This window comes from Streptomyces sp. NPDC102360 (assembly GCF_044766085.1).
Taxonomy (GTDB): domain Bacteria; phylum Actinomycetota; class Actinomycetes; order Streptomycetales; family Streptomycetaceae; genus Streptomyces.
In genome coordinates this window covers 598,362-613,452 of record NZ_JBIWLG010000003.1, presented here as the reverse complement: position 1 = coordinate 613,452, position 15,091 = coordinate 598,362, and the positions used below count along the sequence as shown (strand labels likewise).

The window sequence follows — 15,091 nt, the reverse complement described above, 5'->3', positions numbered from 1 at the left end:
CGGCACTGCCGTCATTCTCCGCCCGACCAACTCCCTTTCCCACGCCACCTCTTGACAGCGTGTGGCGGGAAACCTACGTTCCCGTGAAACGGATTTCAAGACGTTCGGCTGCGACCCGCTACGGGAGCGGATTCCTCAGCTCGGCATTCCAGACATTGACGGAGAGAACCTCCGCGATGTCACGCGAAATCGATTTCAAACGATGGAGCTTCGATGAGCATCGCCCCCGGCCTCACCGGCCTCGCCCGCACCACCAGCGCGGTCACCCGCTCGATCAGCGCGGAGAATTTCACGGGCGCCAAGGGCGCGGGCGGCATGGCGACCGAGGGCACCGGCGCGCGGGCCGCGAGCAGGCTCGGCCGCGGCTGGAAGATCTCGCCGAGCATCGACATCGCGGCCGGCGAGACCGTGGAGCTGGCCGACATCGACGGGCCCGGCACGATCACCCACATCTGGTGCACCACGGCCCCGCACGCCGCCTGGCGCCAGACGCTTCTGCGCTTCTACTGGGAGGGCGAGGACGCCCCGGCCGTAGAGGTCCCGCTCGGCGACTTCTTCTGCAACGGCTGGAACGTCTTCAGCCAGGTCAGCTCCATCCCCGTGGCCGCCAACCCGAACGGCGGGCTCAACGCGTACTGGCCGATGCCGTTCCTCCGGAGGGCCCGGATCACGCTGGAGAACCTGGCCCCGGAGCAGCTCACGCTCTACTACCAGGTCGACTACGAACTGGGCGAAGTCGCCGACGACGCCGCCTACTTCCACGCCCAGTGGCGCCGCAGCAACCCGGTCACGGCGGGCACCGACCACACGCTCCTCGAAGGCGTCGAGGGCAAGGGCCAGTACGTCGGCACGTACCTCGCCTGGGCCGTCAACAGCCCCGGCTGGTGGGGCGAGGGCGAGCTGAAGTTCTTCCTGGACGGCGACGACGAGTGGCCGACCATCTGCGGCACCGGCACCGAGGACTACTTCGGCGGCGCCTGGAACTTCGACGTCCCCGGCCAGGGCTACACCGCGTTCACCACCCCGTACCTCGGCCTCAACCAGATCCTGAAGCCGGACGGACTCTACGACAGCCAGCAGCGGTTCGGGATGTACCGCTGGCACGTCCTCGACCCGATCCGCTTCCAGGACGACCTGCGCGTCACGGTGCAGTGCCTCGGCATCGGCCGCGGCCAGGGCAACGGCCTGCGCCACCGCTACCGGGCCAACCACGACGACATCGCGTCGACGTCCCTCTTCTACCTGGACCGCCCCGCGGGCTCGGGCCTGCCGCCCACCCCTGACCTGCTCGACCTCGAGGTCGACACGCACATGTGACCGGGCCGCGCGCCCGGCACCCCTTCGCAGGCAGGCACGTACCCACACCCACCAAGAGAGACGGGAGCACGCCATGCTCCAGCACGGCAAAGGCGCCGTGACGCCGTCCCGCCGCCGCTTCCTCGGCACCGCCGGGCTCGCGGCGGCCGGCGCGGCCGCACCGCTGCTCAGCGGGTGCGGCGGACCGGCCAGGGCCGACGGGCGCACGCTCAAGTTCTGGTACTTCTACGACGCCCACTCGCCCGAACCGGCGGACCGGGCACGCGCGAAGTGGTTCCAGAACCTCGTCAAGGACTGGAACACCGACCACGACGTCAAGATCGAGCTGTACTACGTGCCCGGTGACAGCTACCAGGGCTCGAAGATGGTCACCGCCTTCGCCTCCGAAGCAGGACCCGACATCTTCCTGCTCAGTCCCGGCGACTTCCTGCGCTACTACAACGGCGGCATCCTCGCCGACCTCACCCCGCACCTGGACAAGGGAGTCGTCGAGGACTACGGCCACAGCCTCGACAGCCGCATGGTCGACGGCAAGGTCTACGCCCTGCCGATGGAAGTCGAGCCGCTGGCCATGTACTACAACGTCCCCGTCTGGGAGAAGGCCGGACTGTCCGAGGGGGACATCCCGACCACGTGGGACGCGATGCTCGACGCAGGCGACAAGCTGCGCGCCAAGGCCGGTGCTGGTCTCGTCTTCCAGACCGACCCCGGGTACTACCAGAATTTCACCTGGTACCCGTGGATGTGGCAGGGCGGTGGCGAGGTCGTCGACGAGCAGGGGCGGGTCGGCTTCGACTCCAAAGCCGCACGGCAGGCGCTCGGGCTGTGGCAGGACGCCGTCCGGGCGGGGATCGCGCCGCGCACCATGCCCGCCGCCGACGACCCGATCACCGCCTTCACCTCCGGGCTCGCGGGCATGTGGCAGAGCGGCATCTGGGAGATCTCCGGGTTCCGGACGTCCGCGCCCAAGCAGAAGTACGGAGTCTTCAAACTGCCGTTGCCGAGCGGCGGCAAGTACGCCACCGTCCTCGGCGGTTGGTCGTTCTGCGCCAGCACCCAGGGCAGCAACCCCGAGATCGCGGCGGAGTTCTGCGCCTGGGCCCTCGGCGGGATGAACGACGAGTCCATCGGGCGGACCGTCGACTGGTGCACCGGCTCCAAGTCCGACATCTCACCTCGCACTTCGGCCCTGGAACGGGCGGCGGCCAAGGGCGGTTACGACTTCTGGGCGATGAAGAAGTTCAAGGAAGAGATCTTTCCCGGCGGCCGCGCCGAACCCCGCTACCCACCCGTGGTCTACAAGGCTGTCTCCGACGCCATCCAGGCCACGATGCTGGCCGGCAAGGGCGTGGCGGGCGAGACGGACCGGGCAGCTCAGAGCATCGAGGCCTTCATGCAGAGCTACCAGGGGGCGAGCCTGATATGACGAGCGTCGCGTCACGGACGACAGACAGGCCGTCGGCACCGGCCCCCGCCAACTCCGCACAGCCCGCGGGCCGTCGCATGTCCCGGGCCCGCAGGGAGTGGCTGGCCGCCGCGCTGTTCCTGCTGCCCGACGGCATCGGGCTCGGTGTCTTCGTCGTGCTGCCCATGTTCCTGTCGATCGCGCTGAGTTTCTTCCAGGTCTCGGGCTTCGGCAGCTACGAGTGGGTGGGCCTCGGCAACTACGAGCGGATGCTGCACGATCCGTACTTCTGGTCCTCGATCGGGGTGACCGCGAAGTACGTGGTGATCCTCGTGCCCACCCTCTTCTGTGTCAGCCTGGCGCTCGGCGTGCTGATGAAGCAGAAGCTGCCGGGCATGGCCGCCTACCGCACGGCGTTCTTCCTGCCGCACATGCTCAGCCTGGTCGTCGTAGGCCTGCTGTGGAAGTTCATGCTCGACGAGCAGACGGGCGTGGTGAACAAGGCGGGCGGCGCCCTCGGCATGAACCCGCTGTCCTGGCTGGGCGACCCCGACCTCGCGCTGTACGCCGTCATCGCCGTGACCGTCTGGTACATGATGGGCTACTACATGATCATTTTCCTGGCGGGTCTCAACGAGATACCCCAGGAGCTGTACGAGGCGGCGAAGCTCGACGGTGCGGGAGCCTGGACGGCCTTCCGGCGGATCACCTGGCCGCTGCTGCGGCCGACCAGCTTCTTCGTACTGATCATGACCACCGTCGCGGCCATCACCGGAACCTTCGACCTGGTCTTCGTGCTGACCTCCGGCGGCCCGGCCAACGGCACCGCCGTGGCGATGTTCTACATCTACCAACAGGCCTTCGTGTTCGGCGAGTACGGGTACGCCGCGGCGCTCGGCTCCTTCCTGGTGCTGATCATGGTCGCCCTCTCCGGACTGATCTTCAAGGTGACCAAGGGCGGGAGGTTCGACGATGAGCAGTGACACCGCGACCCTGGTGAGGACGGCCCGCACCGCGGCCGGCCCCTCCCGGCGTCGGTTCGGGCCCCGCGCCGGCCTGGTCGCCCTGGCGATCGTGCTGGCCGCCGTGAGCATCTTCCCGGTGCTGTGGATGCTCACGGCCTCCGTGAAGACCCGCGCCACGGTCACCGACGGCAAGCTGATCCCGACGGACCTGACGTGGGACAACTTCGCTTACGTCTTCACCGAAGTGCCTTTCGCGCGCTGGCTGTTCAACAGCTTCATCACGGCGGCGGTGATCACCGTGGTGGCCCTGCTCTTCCACTCGATGGCCGCGTACGCGCTCGCCCGGCTCAAGTTCCCCGGCCGGGACGGCATCTTCGTGGTCATCTTCTCGACGCTGCTGATCACCGCACCCGTCATCCTGATCCCACTGTTCATCGTCGTCCGCACACTGGGGATGCTCGACAGCTACGCGGCACTGATCGTCCCACCGCTCTTCAACGCCTTCGGGATCTTCCTGCTCCGCCAGTTCTACCTCGGTATCCCGAAGGAGCTGGAGGAGGCGGCGATCGTCGACGGCTGCGGATACTGGCGCGTGTACTGGAACGTCATCCTGCCGCTGTCCCGGCCGATCCTCTCCGCACTGTCGGTCTTCTTCTTCCTCGCGAACTGGAACGCCTTCGCCTGGCCGCTGGTCGCCACCAACAGCGAGGCTCTGACGGTCACCCAGGTGGGCATCGCCTCGTTCAGCACGCAGTACGGCGCGAACTGGAACTACGTACTGGCCGCCGCCGTGGTGGCGGTCGTCCCCATGCTCGCCCTCTTCCTCGTCTTCCAGCGCCAGATGGTCGAATCCATTAAGACCTCCGGCCTGAAGTAGCACCAGAAAGGGTGGCCACCATGCCCCAGTCAGCAGTCATCGGCGTGGACATCGGTACGTCCAGCAGCAAGGGGATCCTCGTCGCCCTCGACGGAACCGTGCTGCACACCGCCGTCCGCGAGCACACCGTCGACCGTCCCGCCCCCGGGCACGTGGAGATGGCGGGCGAGGTGTGGTGGGACGAGTTCGTCTCGCTCGCCCGCGAGTTGACCTCCGACCGGGACGCGGACGTCGTGGCCGTCGGCGTCAGTGGCATGGGACCGTGTGTGCTGCTCACCGACGCCGACGACACGCCGCTGCGGCCCGCGATCCTGTACGGCGTCGACACCCGCTCCGGCGCCCAGATCGAGCGTCTTGAACGGGAGTTGGGGGCGGACGAGATCGTCCACCGGTGCGGTTCGCGGCTCACGTCGCAGGCGGCGGGCGCCAAGGTGGCGTGGGTCGCCGACGAGGAACCGGAGCTGTTCGCCCGCGCCCGCCGCCTCTACATGCCCAGCTCCTGGCTGGCCCGCAAGCTCACCGGCGCCTACGTCCTCGACCACCACTCCGCCAGCCAGAGCACCCCGCTCTACGACACGCTGGCCCGCGACTGGTACGCGCCGTGGGCCGAGCGCATCGCGCCCGGACTCGAACTCCCGCCGCTGTGCTGGTCCGGCGAGGCGGCCGGCACGGTCACCGCCGAGGCCGCCCGCGCCACCGGCCTGCCCGCCGGTATCCCGGTCACCACCGGCACCGTCGACGCCTGGGCCGAGGCGCTCAGCGTCGGGGCGCACGGCGTCGGTGACCTGATGCTCATGTACGGCACCACGATGTTCCTCGTGCACACCGTGCCCGACCTGCTGCGCGACCCGGCGCTGTGGAGCACGGTCGGCGCCCTGCCCGACACCCGCAACCTCGCCGGCGGCATGGCCACATCGGGCGCCGTCACCGGCTGGCTGCGCGACCTGTTCGGCGACGTCGACTACCCCGAACTACTGGGCCTCGCCGAGAAGTCGGGGCCCGGCGCGAACGGCCTGCTGATGCTGCCGTACTTCGCCGGGGAGCGCACCCCCGTCGACGACCCGCGCGCACGTGGTGTGATCGCGGGCCTGACGCTCGGCCACACGCGCGGCGACCTGTACCGGTCCGCCCTGGAGGCCACCGCGTTCGGCGTGCGGCACAACATCGAGGCGCTGGAGGCCGCGGGCGGTGACATCCGCCGCGTGGTCGCCGTCGGCGGCGGCACGCAGGGGCGGCTGTGGACCCAGATCGTCTCCGACGTCACCGGTCGCACGCAGGAGGTACGGACCACGTCCGTCGGTGCGTCTTACGGAGGGGCACTGCTCGCCGCGCAGCTCGTCACGGACGACGCCCGTATCGACGACTGGAACCCCGTCGCCGAACGGATCGCCCCGCGCCCCGAGGTGACGGCCCGCTACGACGAGCTGTACGCGCTGTACCGCGACCTCTACCCGGCGTCGGCGGACGTGACGCACGCCCTGGCCGACCTCCAGACACGCTGACACCCCCGCCACGCGGGGATGTCAGCGACCGGCCGGTCAGTGCGCCGCCGTCGGCTCCGTCTCCCGCCCGACCCCCTCCCGCAGCGCCGACCTGCGCCGCCCGAACGCCAGGTACAGCGCGGCCGCCAGGGCCAGCCAGCACAGGAACAACGTCCAGGTCAGGCCCGGCAGTTGGTAGGCGAGGTAGGCGCAGGCGGCCGCGGTGAGGATCGGGACCACCGGGTAGAGGGGGACCCGGAAGGGGCGTGGGGCGTCGGGGGCGATGCGGCGCAGCACCATCACCGCCGCGGCCACCGCCACGAAGGCGATCAGCGTGCCCATGCTGGTCAGGTCGGCCAGTTCCTGGAGCGGGACGAAGCCGGCAAGGGCGGCGACCCCGACGCCCACGATCCAGGAGTTGGCCGCGGGGGTGTGCCGCTTGCGGTCCACCCGGCGGAAGATCTGAGGCACCAGGCCGTCCCGCGCCATCGAGAACAGGATGCGGGTCTGCCCGTAGAGGGTGACGAGGACGACGCTGAAGATGGAGACGACCGCCCCGGCCGACAGGACGAGCGCGGCCGTGCCGGAGCCGGTGACCGAGGTGAGGATCGACGCGAGCACCGCCTCGCCGGCCGCCTCCTGACGCGCGAAGGCACCCTCCGGCTGCGCGCCGATGCCGGCGACCGCGACCAGGATGTAAAGGGTTGTTACCACGAGGAGAGTCAGCAGGAGGGCCAGCGGGATGGTGCGGCGTGGGTTGCGGACCTCCTCGCCCGCCGTCGACACCGTGTCGAAACCGACGTACGAGAAGAAGACCGCGGAGGCCGCCGCCGTGATGCCGCCGACGCCGTGCGGGGCGAAGTCGGTGAAGCGGTCGGCCTGGAAGGCGGTGAGCGCCACCGCCACGAACATCACGAGGACGCCCAGCTTCACGCACACCAGGATCGAGTTCACCAGGATGGACTCGCGGGTGCCGCGGGCGAGCAACGCCGTGCATGCGAGGACGACCACGATGGCCGGGATGTTCACCAGGCCGCCCGCGCCCGGCGGTTGGCTGATCGCGGCGGGCAGCGTGACACCGAAGAGTGCGTCCGAGACCTCGCTCAGGTACTGGCCCCAGCTGACCGCGACCGTGGACACCGCCACCCCGTACTCCAGGACCAGACACCAGGCCACCAGGTACGCGATGCCCTCACCGAGGGAGGCGTACGCGTACGAGTAGGTGCTGCCCGCCACCGGGATCGCCCCGGCCAACTCCACGTAGCAGAGCGCCGCGAGCGCGGCGACGGTGCCCGCGATGACGAACGACAGCACGACGCCGGGACCGGCCGTGGGCACACTGGTGCCGAGGACGAAGAAGATGCCGGTGCCGAGCACGGAGCTGATCCCGAGCAGCGTCAGCCGCCCCAGACCCATGGTGCGTTCCAGGCGGGGGCCGTCGTGCGCCGTGCCCTCGGCATCCGCGACGATGCTGTCCAGAGGTTTGCGGCGGCACAGCTGAGTGGCCACAGGGCCCATGGGTCCTCCTGTACGACGAGTGACACGGCGAGCGGTCGGTGAGGGTGCGGATCCTTCGGGACCGGCGGGCCCCGCACATTGGCCGATCGGCACGAGTGCGACGTGGGGTGTTGGCCGATGTCACAACCCGCGGCCCGCGGCGTCGTCCGACCATGGTGGGCGCACCCCCGCGGACACCCCGCGACGCAGACATGAAGGAGACCAGCCGTGCCCCTCGACCTCGACGCCGACGTCGTCGCACTCACCGAGGCGCTGGTCGACACGCCCTCCGAGAGCGGCGCCGAGGGCCCGCTCGCCGACGCCGTCGAGGAGGCGCTGCGCGCGCTGCCGGGCCTGGACGTCGAGCGCGTCGGCAACTCCGTCGTCGCCCGCACCGACCTCGGCCACCCCGAACGGGTCGTCCTCGCCGGACACCTCGACACCGTCCCGGAGGCCGGCAACCTCCCGGCGCGCCGGGACGGAGAGCGGCTGTACGGGCTCGGCGCCTGCGACATGAAGGGCGGCGTGGCGGTCGCGCTGAAACTGGCCGCCGCCGCGTCCGGCGCGCGCCAATCGCTGAACCGCGACGTGACCTTCGCCTTCTACGAGTGCGAGGAGATCGCCGGCGACCGCAACGGGCTCGCCGTGATCGCCGCCCGCGGGCCCCAACTCCTGCACGGAGACCTGGCGTTGCTCCTCGAACCTTCCGACGGCGGTGTGGAGGCGGGCTGTCAGGGCTTCCTCCTCGCCGACATCGTCGTGCCGGGGCAGCGGGCGCACACCGCGCGCGCCTGGATGGGCAGCAACGCCGCACACCTCGCCGGCGAGGTGCTTACCCGGCTGCACGCGCACGTCCCGGAGCGGATCACGATCGACGGCCTGGAGTACCGCGAGGGCCTCAACGCCGTCGCCGTACGCGCCGGGGTGTCGTCCAACGTCGTGCCCGACGAGTGTGTGGTCAAGGTCAACCTCCGCTTCGCGCCCAGCCGTTCACCCGAGGAGGCGCAGGCGTACCTGCGCGGGCTCTTCCCGGAGTACGAGCTGCGGATCACGGAGGTCGAGCCGGGCGCGCTGCCGGGGCTCGACCGGCCCATGGCCGCCGGTCTCGTCAAGGCCCTGGGCGTCGAACCGCAGCCGAAGCTCGGCTGGACCGACGTGGCACGCTTCGCGTCGCTCGGAGTACCGGGAGTGAACTGCGGGCCCGGCGATCCCCAACTGGCCCACACGCCGGGGGAGTTCGTGCCGATGGCGGAAGTGCGGGCGTGCGAGGAGCGGCTGCGCGGGTGGCTGCTGTCCCGGGACTCAGCCGCGTAGCCCCGCCAACGTACGCAACTGCACCCACAGCACAAGGCGCTCGTCCGGGTCGTCGAGGTCGATGCCGAGCTGCCGCTGCACCTTGCGCAGCCGGTAGCGGCAGGTGTTGGGGTGGACGACCAGGCGCTCCGCCGCGCGTCCGGCGTCGCAGCCCGCGTCCAGCCAGCAGATGAGCGTGCGGGCGTACTCGGTGCCGTGCTCGGCGTCGTGCGCGAGGACGTCCCGCCAGGGCCCGGCCGCCTGGTCCCTGCGGTCGGCGAGGAATTCGCCGAGGACGAGCAGCGAGGTCCGCGCCCGCACCTGCCCCGCGTCCGCGACCTGCCCGGCCCTCAGCACCCGCAGCACCAGATCGGCGTCGTCGCGCGAGTCCCGGGCCCCGGCGACGCCCGGCACCGTGTGTCCGAGCCCGGCCCGCACGGAGATCCGCAGCGCCTCCTCCGCGCGCCGCACGATGTCCTCGGCGATCCGCAGATGCCGGTCGGCGGCGTGGTCGGCGGCCCCGACCACCGGCAGCAGCGCGTACACCACGCCGTCCAGTAGGACGCAGGCGTGCTGCCCGTAGCGGGTCTGGCACTGGAGGCGTACGAGGTCGAGCAGGCGCAGTGCCGCCTGCCCGCCGTCCTGCGCGGTGGCAGCACCCGCGAGCGCGAATGCCGCGACCCGCACCGGGGCGTCCGGCGCGAGGCCGAGACGGTGCGCGGCCGCGGCCGGCTCGATGGAGCCGTCGAGCAGGCGGCGCAGCAGGTCGCTGCTCAGGTGTCGGGCCAGCTCGTCGGTGGCCCGCGCCCGCAGCAGCAGCATCGCGGCGGCCGAGGCGCCTTGACGCAGCCCGTCCTCGGCGTCGGCGGCCAGGCTCCCCGTGTCCACTGCCCAGATCGAGCCGAGCAGCTCGCCTCCGGCGCGCACGCTGGTGGCCAGGCGGGGCAGCTCGTCGGCGGTCACCCCGGGGATTTTGAGCGGGCCCCGGGCGGCGTACAGGAGGCGGTAGTCATCGTCGTTCTCCGGGCTGCCGGGGACCTGGCGGCCGAGGATGCCCTGCCGCCTGGTCTCGTCGACCGGCTGTCCGGGGACGGTCGAGTACGCGAGGATCTGGCGGCCCAGGTCCTCCACGGCGATCGCCCCGCCGACGGCCGCCGCGACGGCGTTGGCCAGCGCGAACAGATCGCCCGGCAGCGCGTCCTCGCCCAGCGGCGCCGTGCGTGCGCCGTGCGCCCCGACGACGGACGACAGCAGCTGGAACACCTGGTGCCAGGCCGCGTCCCGGTCCGTCCCGAGCAGCGCGGCACCCGCCGCCTCGGCATCGGGGACCGCATCCGACCCGTCGCCGCGCACCACGACGCCCGCCATCCCGGCCCGCCCGGCCTCGCGCACCAGCGGCCCCGCCTCGCCCGCGCGGACGCCGACGGCGAGGAGCAGCGCGCCCGGCGCGCGCTCCGGCAGCGGGGCGTGCGGATCGTGCAGCAATACGTCGGCGACCGGGACGGTGAGCCCGTGCGGGGCGCTGAGCAGGCGCAGCGTGGAGCCGCCGAGCGCGTCGAGGAGGTTGCCCAGTGTGCAGGTGTCCATGGGTGAACCTTTCGCCGACGGCGGGAGCGGGGGATTGTCCGATCGCAACAGGCTAGAGGCCGATGATTGGCCACCACCACAAGGCCCTCCCCAGGGGCCGCCTTGAGACTCGTGGCATGAACGATCTGACGACCTCGACCGTCGACGACGTGGCGGGACTGCGGGCGGTGGCCGACTTCCTCGCCGACGTGTGGCAGATGCCCCGCGACGCCCCGCCCTTCCACACCGATGTGCTGCACAGCGTCGCCCACGCGGGCGGCGCCGTGCACGCGGCCCGGTCGGGCGGCGCCGTGGTCGGTGCGTCGGTGGCGGTGTTCGGGCCGCCCGCCGAACGGGACGTGTACTCGCTCGCCGCCGCGGCGGCCGTCTCCGACCGCGGCACGGGCCACGCCGTCAAGCAGGCCCAGCGCGTCTGGGCCCTGGAACGCGGCGCCCGCACCATGCGCTGGACCTTCGACCCGCTCGTCGCCAGGAACGCCCGCTTCAACCTGGTGAAGCTCGGCGCGGTCGCCGGCGAGTACCAGGTCGACTTCTACGGGCCGATGGACGACGGCATCAACAACGGCGACGAGACCGACCGCCTCACCGCCCTGTGGGACCTGACGGCCTCCTCCGCTCAGGACCCGGACCCCGCCGAGGGCCGCGCCGAGGCCGCCGTGACCGCCAAGGCCCCCGACGGCGGACCGCTCGCCGCCCGTGACGCGACCCGGCTGTGGTGCCGCGTCCCCGAGGACATCGTCGCGCTGCGCGCCAGTGACCCGGACACCGCGCTGCGCTGGCGGCACGCCGTGCGTGACGTGTTCACCTCGGCGTACGCGGAGGGCATGCGGGCGACGGCGATGTCCCGCGACGGCTGGTACCTGCTCACCCACCTCACAGACCGCACCCGCCTCACCGCCCAGGAGGACCAGGCATGAAGATCGAGCGCGTAGAGCTGCTGCACATCGCGATTCCGCTGGTCAAGCCGTTCCGTACCTCGTTCGGCAGCGTCGACAGCAAAGACGCCTTCCTGCTGCACGTGGTGACCGACGAGGCCGAGGGCTGGTCGGAGTTCGCGGGCGACCCCGACCCGCTGTACTGCTCCGAGTTCATCGCGGGCGCCGAGATCGTCATCCGCGACTTCCTGCTGCCGCGCGTGAAGGCGCTGCCCGAGCCGCGAGCGGCGGCCGCCGGGGCGGCGATGGAGCCGGTCAAGGGCAACGAGCTGGCGAAGGCCGCGCTGGAGACGGCGCTGCTCGACGCCGAACTGCGCGCCTACGGAATGCCGTTGGCTACTTACCTGGGCTCCACCACCGGACAGCGAGTGCCCGCCGGTGTCTCCGTCGGCATCAAGAACTCCATCCCGGAGCTGCTCGACGACGTCGAGGAGTATCTCGCCGAGGGCTATGTCCGGATCAAGCTGAAGATCGAGCCCGGCTGGGACCTGGAGCCGCTGCGCGCGGTGCGCGAGCGCTTCGGCGACGCGCTGCCGCTGCAGGTGGACGCCAACACCGCGTACACGCTCGCCGACGCCGAACACCTGCGGAAACTGGACGAGTTCGGGCTGCTGCTCATCGAAGAGCCGCTCACCGAGAACGATCTGCGCGCCCACGCCCGGCTCCAGCAGCGCATCAACACCCCCGTCTGCCTGGACGAGTCGATCCACAGCGCGCGTGATGCCGCCACCGCCATCGCCATGGAGGCCTGCCGGATCATCAACGTCAAGCCGGCCCGTGTCGGCGGCTACCTGGAGGCCCGCCGCATCCACGACGTGGCGGTCGCGAACGGTGTGCCGGTGTGGTGCGGCGGCATGCTGGAGACGGGCATCGGCCGCGCCCCCAACCTGGCCCTTGCGGCACTGCCCGGCTTCACCCTCCCCGGCGACACCTCGGCCTCCAGCCGGTACTACGCCGAGGACATCACCGAGCCGTTCGTGCTCGACAAGGACGGCTGTCTGACGGTGCCGTCGGGCCCCGGCATCGGCATCGACCCGCTGCCGGACACGCTGGCGCGCTTCACCACCGCCACACACGTGCTGTAGGCGGGGCTCGTATACGGCCCCGGTCGGGAGTTCGGGGGCGTCCTTCCTGGGTAGCGGCGTGAAGGGCGTCACCGGGCGCGGGTCCCTCCAGGGCCGCCGGTGGCGTGAACTGTCCGACGACAAGGGAGACTTGGGTGTCAGAGAGTCAGGACCGGATCAAGCGGGCGCACGGTCTCGATGGGATTCCCGACCGCATCGACACGTACTACGGAGACTGGGCGGCCTCGTACGACGAGGATCTGCGGACCACCGACTACCGAGGTCCGCACGAGATCGGCGAACTGTTCGGCTCACTGGCGGGCGACCATCCCGGAGCCGTCGGGGCCGGGTCCGTGGTCCTCGACGCCGGCTGCGGAACCGGCCTCGTCGGCGCGGTGCTGTCGCGGCGTGGTGTGTCGGTGATCGACGGCTTCGACCTCAGCGAAGGCATGGTGACCGAGGCCCGCAAGACCGGGATCTACCGTTCGCTCACCGCGGGCGTGGACATGAACCAGGGCTTGGTGGAGTTCGCCGACGACAGCTACGACGTCGTCGTGTCGTGCGGTGTGTTCACGCTGGGACACGTCCCCCCGCCCGCACTGCGCGGCCTGCTGCGCGTCACCAGGCCCGGCGGCCTCGTCCTGATGAGCACCTTCTCCAAGTACCTCGCGGGCTCGGACTTCGTCGAGTACGTGCAGGGGCAGGCGGACGACGGCGCCCTCAAGGTCGTCGAGCGTCGGCAGGACGTGCCGTACACGGCCGAAGGGCCCGCGGACTACTGGGCACTCGAGGTGCTGCGCTGACGGATCCGCGCGGCGGGCTCCCGCCGATGGGGCCGCTGTCGGTGAGCTGTCGGCGGCGGTCGGTGGTGTGTAGGTGATCTGTCGTGGGCCGCAGGGAGATTGGTGCCGGTCGGCGTCGCGCAACAGCGGCGCCGGTCGCGGGCATCCCAACCTGCGGCCCACGCACGATCCGGAAGGACCCCTCATGACCCACGACGTCACGATCATCGGCGCCGGTCTCGGCGGCCTCGCTCTCGCCCGCGTCCTGCACCTGCACGGCATACCCGTCACCGTCCACGAGGCGGAGGCCTCCCCGGCCGACCGCTCGCAGGGCGGCCTGCTCGACATCCACGACTACAACGGTCAGCTCGCCGTCGAGGCCGCCGGCCTGATGGAGGAGTTCCGCGGCCTCGTCCTGGAGGGCCACGAGGCCATGCGGGTCCTCGACCCGGACGGCACCCTGCTGTACGAGCAGGCCGACGACGGAACGGGCGGCCGTCCCGAGGTCTACCGGGGCGAGCTGCGGCAAATCCTCCTCGACTCCCTCCCTCCGGGCACCGTCCACTGGGGCCACAAGGTCACCGGCGCCCGCGCCCTCGGGGACGGCCGCCACGAGGTGACCTTCGCGGACGGCACCGGCGTCGTCACCGGCCTGCTGGTCGGCGCGGACGGCGCCTGGTCACGGATCCGGCCGCTGCTCTCCCCGGCCACCCCCGAGTACAGCGGCAAGTCGGTCGTCGAGACCTACCTGTACGAGGCCGACACCCGGCATCCGGCCACGGCGAAGGCGGTCGGCGACGGAATGATGATCTCGTTCAAGCCCGGCCGGGAGCTCTTCGCCCACCGGGAGCGGGGTGGCACCCTGCACGCCTACATCGGTCTCGCCGAGCCTCCGGAGTGGTTCGACGCCATCGACTTCACCGACGCCGCCGCGGCCACAGCGAGGATCGCGAAGGAGTACGACGGCTGGGCGCCGGAGCTCACCGCGCTGATCACCGAGGCGGACGGCACACCGGTCCTGCGCCCGTTGTTCACCCTGCCGGTCGGCCACCGCTGGGACCGGGCCCCGGGCGTCACCCTGCTGGGCGACGCCGCCCACCTCGCGCCCCCGAACGGCGAGGGCGCCAATCTGGCGATGCTCGACGGCGCCGAACTCGGCAGGGCGCTGGCCGCGCACCCCGAGGACGTCGAGGCCGCGCTGAGCGCCTACGAGGAGACCATGTTCGTCCGCACGGCCGAGACCCACGGGCCCGACATCGACGACCACGCGATGCAGGAAATGCTCGACGAGCTGACCCGGCAGAAGCAGTCCGGCTGAGAGTTCCGGCTGTCCGGTGTTCCCCGTGCGGGGGCGGTGCGGACGCCGAATAATGCGGAGGGCCGGGGCGCAGCGTGGCGCCCCCCGTGGAAAGGATCGGCCCGTGGCTTCTCGCCTCAACCCGTACATCGCCTTCAACGGGGACGCCCGCCAGGCCATGGAGTTCTACAAGGAGGTGTTCGGCGGCGAGCTCGCCCTGAACACCTTCGGCGAGGCCGGTGGCGGCGGGGCGCCCGCGGACTTCGCCGACAAGATCATGCACGCCCTCCTGGAGACACCGGACGGCTTCACCATCATGGGCTCGGACACCCCACCCGGCATGGACCACACCGCTGGCACGAACATCTCGGTCAGCGTGAGCGGCGACGACGCCCGGGCGCTGCGCGGTTACTGGGAGAAGCTGGCCGCCGACGGGACGGTCGCCGTGCCGCTGGAGAAGCAGATGTGGGGCGACGAGTTCGGCATGTGCACCGACCGCTTCGGTATCAACTGGATGGTCGACATCAGCGGCGAGTAGCCGGCACACGGTCCGCCCGGCACGGTCCAGGGGGCGCTGGGCCGTGCCGGGCA

General features: G+C 71.2%; 13 protein-coding genes. 11 read left to right on the top strand and 2 right to left on the bottom strand.

Annotated elements, in window-relative coordinates; genetic code table 11:
* Positions 1-213: 213 nt before the first annotated feature.
* The 5 genes from ACIRHA_RS17145 to ACIRHA_RS17125 all read left to right on the top strand — a co-directional run bounded on the left by ACIRHA_RS17145 (position 214) and on the right by ACIRHA_RS17125 (position 6,066).
* Positions 214-1,317 carry a glycoside hydrolase family 172 protein gene (locus tag ACIRHA_RS17145; RefSeq protein WP_403845885.1) on the top strand — a complete coding sequence of 368 codons (1,104 nt, stop codon included), beginning with the start codon at positions 214-216 and terminating at the stop codon, positions 1,315-1,317.
* A gap of 73 nt (positions 1,318-1,390) precedes the next feature.
* Positions 1,391-2,743 (top strand): ABC transporter substrate-binding protein, encoded by a 1,353-nt coding sequence (locus ACIRHA_RS17140; protein WP_403845883.1) that lies wholly within the window; start codon positions 1,391-1,393, stop codon positions 2,741-2,743.
* Between the two features lie 77 nt (positions 2,744-2,820).
* Positions 2,821-3,705 (top strand): carbohydrate ABC transporter permease, encoded by an 885-nt coding sequence (locus ACIRHA_RS17135; RefSeq protein WP_403845881.1) that lies wholly within the window; start codon positions 2,821-2,823, stop codon positions 3,703-3,705.
* Complete coding sequence (locus ACIRHA_RS17130) at positions 3,695-4,564, top strand: carbohydrate ABC transporter permease (protein WP_403845877.1); 870 nt, start codon at positions 3,695-3,697, stop codon at positions 4,562-4,564. The genes ACIRHA_RS17135 and ACIRHA_RS17130 overlap by 11 nt, the downstream gene beginning before the upstream one ends.
* Positions 4,565-4,584: 20 nt before the next feature.
* Positions 4,585-6,066: an FGGY-family carbohydrate kinase gene (locus tag ACIRHA_RS17125; protein ID WP_403845874.1), complete on the top strand. Its 1,482-nt coding sequence runs from the start codon at positions 4,585-4,587 to the stop codon at positions 6,064-6,066.
* A 36-nt stretch (positions 6,067-6,102) separates the two neighbouring features.
* Here ACIRHA_RS17125 and ACIRHA_RS17120 read toward each other — a convergent pair whose 3' ends face one another.
* Positions 6,103-7,563 carry an APC family permease gene (locus ACIRHA_RS17120; protein ID WP_403845872.1) on the bottom strand — a complete coding sequence of 487 codons (1,461 nt, stop codon included), beginning with the start codon at positions 7,561-7,563 and terminating at the stop codon, positions 6,103-6,105.
* Positions 7,564-7,770: 207 nt separating this feature from the next.
* Here ACIRHA_RS17120 and dapE point away from each other — a divergent pair, with 207 nt between their 5' ends.
* A complete protein-coding gene (gene dapE, locus ACIRHA_RS17115; protein WP_403845870.1) occupies positions 7,771-8,856 on the top strand; it encodes a succinyl-diaminopimelate desuccinylase in 1,086 nt (361 codons plus the stop codon).
* On the opposite strand, the gene ACIRHA_RS17110 is transcribed toward dapE, so the two are convergent.
* On the bottom strand, positions 8,845-10,422 hold the full coding sequence (locus tag ACIRHA_RS17110) for a PucR family transcriptional regulator (protein WP_403845867.1): 1,578 nt from the start codon (positions 10,420-10,422) through the stop codon (positions 8,845-8,847). The genes dapE and ACIRHA_RS17110 overlap by 12 nt on opposite strands.
* Before the next feature lie 116 nt (positions 10,423-10,538).
* On the opposite strand from ACIRHA_RS17110, the gene ACIRHA_RS17105 reads away from it, so the two are divergent.
* The 5 genes from ACIRHA_RS17105 to ACIRHA_RS17085 all read left to right on the top strand — a co-directional run bounded on the left by ACIRHA_RS17105 (position 10,539) and on the right by ACIRHA_RS17085 (position 15,038).
* Positions 10,539-11,339, top strand: a complete 801-nt coding sequence (locus ACIRHA_RS17105; RefSeq protein ID WP_403845865.1) for a chorismate synthase — start codon at positions 10,539-10,541, stop codon at positions 11,337-11,339.
* A complete protein-coding gene (gene menC, locus ACIRHA_RS17100) occupies positions 11,336-12,442 on the top strand; it encodes an o-succinylbenzoate synthase (protein ID WP_403845862.1) in 1,107 nt (368 codons plus the stop codon). Before ACIRHA_RS17105 ends, menC begins: the two co-directional genes overlap by 4 nt.
* Before the next feature lie 134 nt (positions 12,443-12,576).
* Positions 12,577-13,224: a class I SAM-dependent DNA methyltransferase gene (locus tag ACIRHA_RS17095; protein ID WP_403845860.1), complete on the top strand. Its 648-nt coding sequence runs from the start codon at positions 12,577-12,579 to the stop codon at positions 13,222-13,224.
* A gap of 184 nt (positions 13,225-13,408) precedes the next feature.
* Complete coding sequence (locus ACIRHA_RS17090) at positions 13,409-14,521, top strand: FAD-dependent oxidoreductase (RefSeq protein WP_403845858.1); 1,113 nt, start codon at positions 13,409-13,411, stop codon at positions 14,519-14,521.
* 103 nt (positions 14,522-14,624) lie between these two features.
* The gene (locus tag ACIRHA_RS17085; RefSeq protein WP_403845855.1) at positions 14,625-15,038 is read left to right on the top strand and encodes a VOC family protein; all 414 of its coding nucleotides are present in this window, start codon (positions 14,625-14,627) and stop codon (positions 15,036-15,038) included.
* The last annotated feature ends 53 nt before the right edge of the window (positions 15,039-15,091 follow it).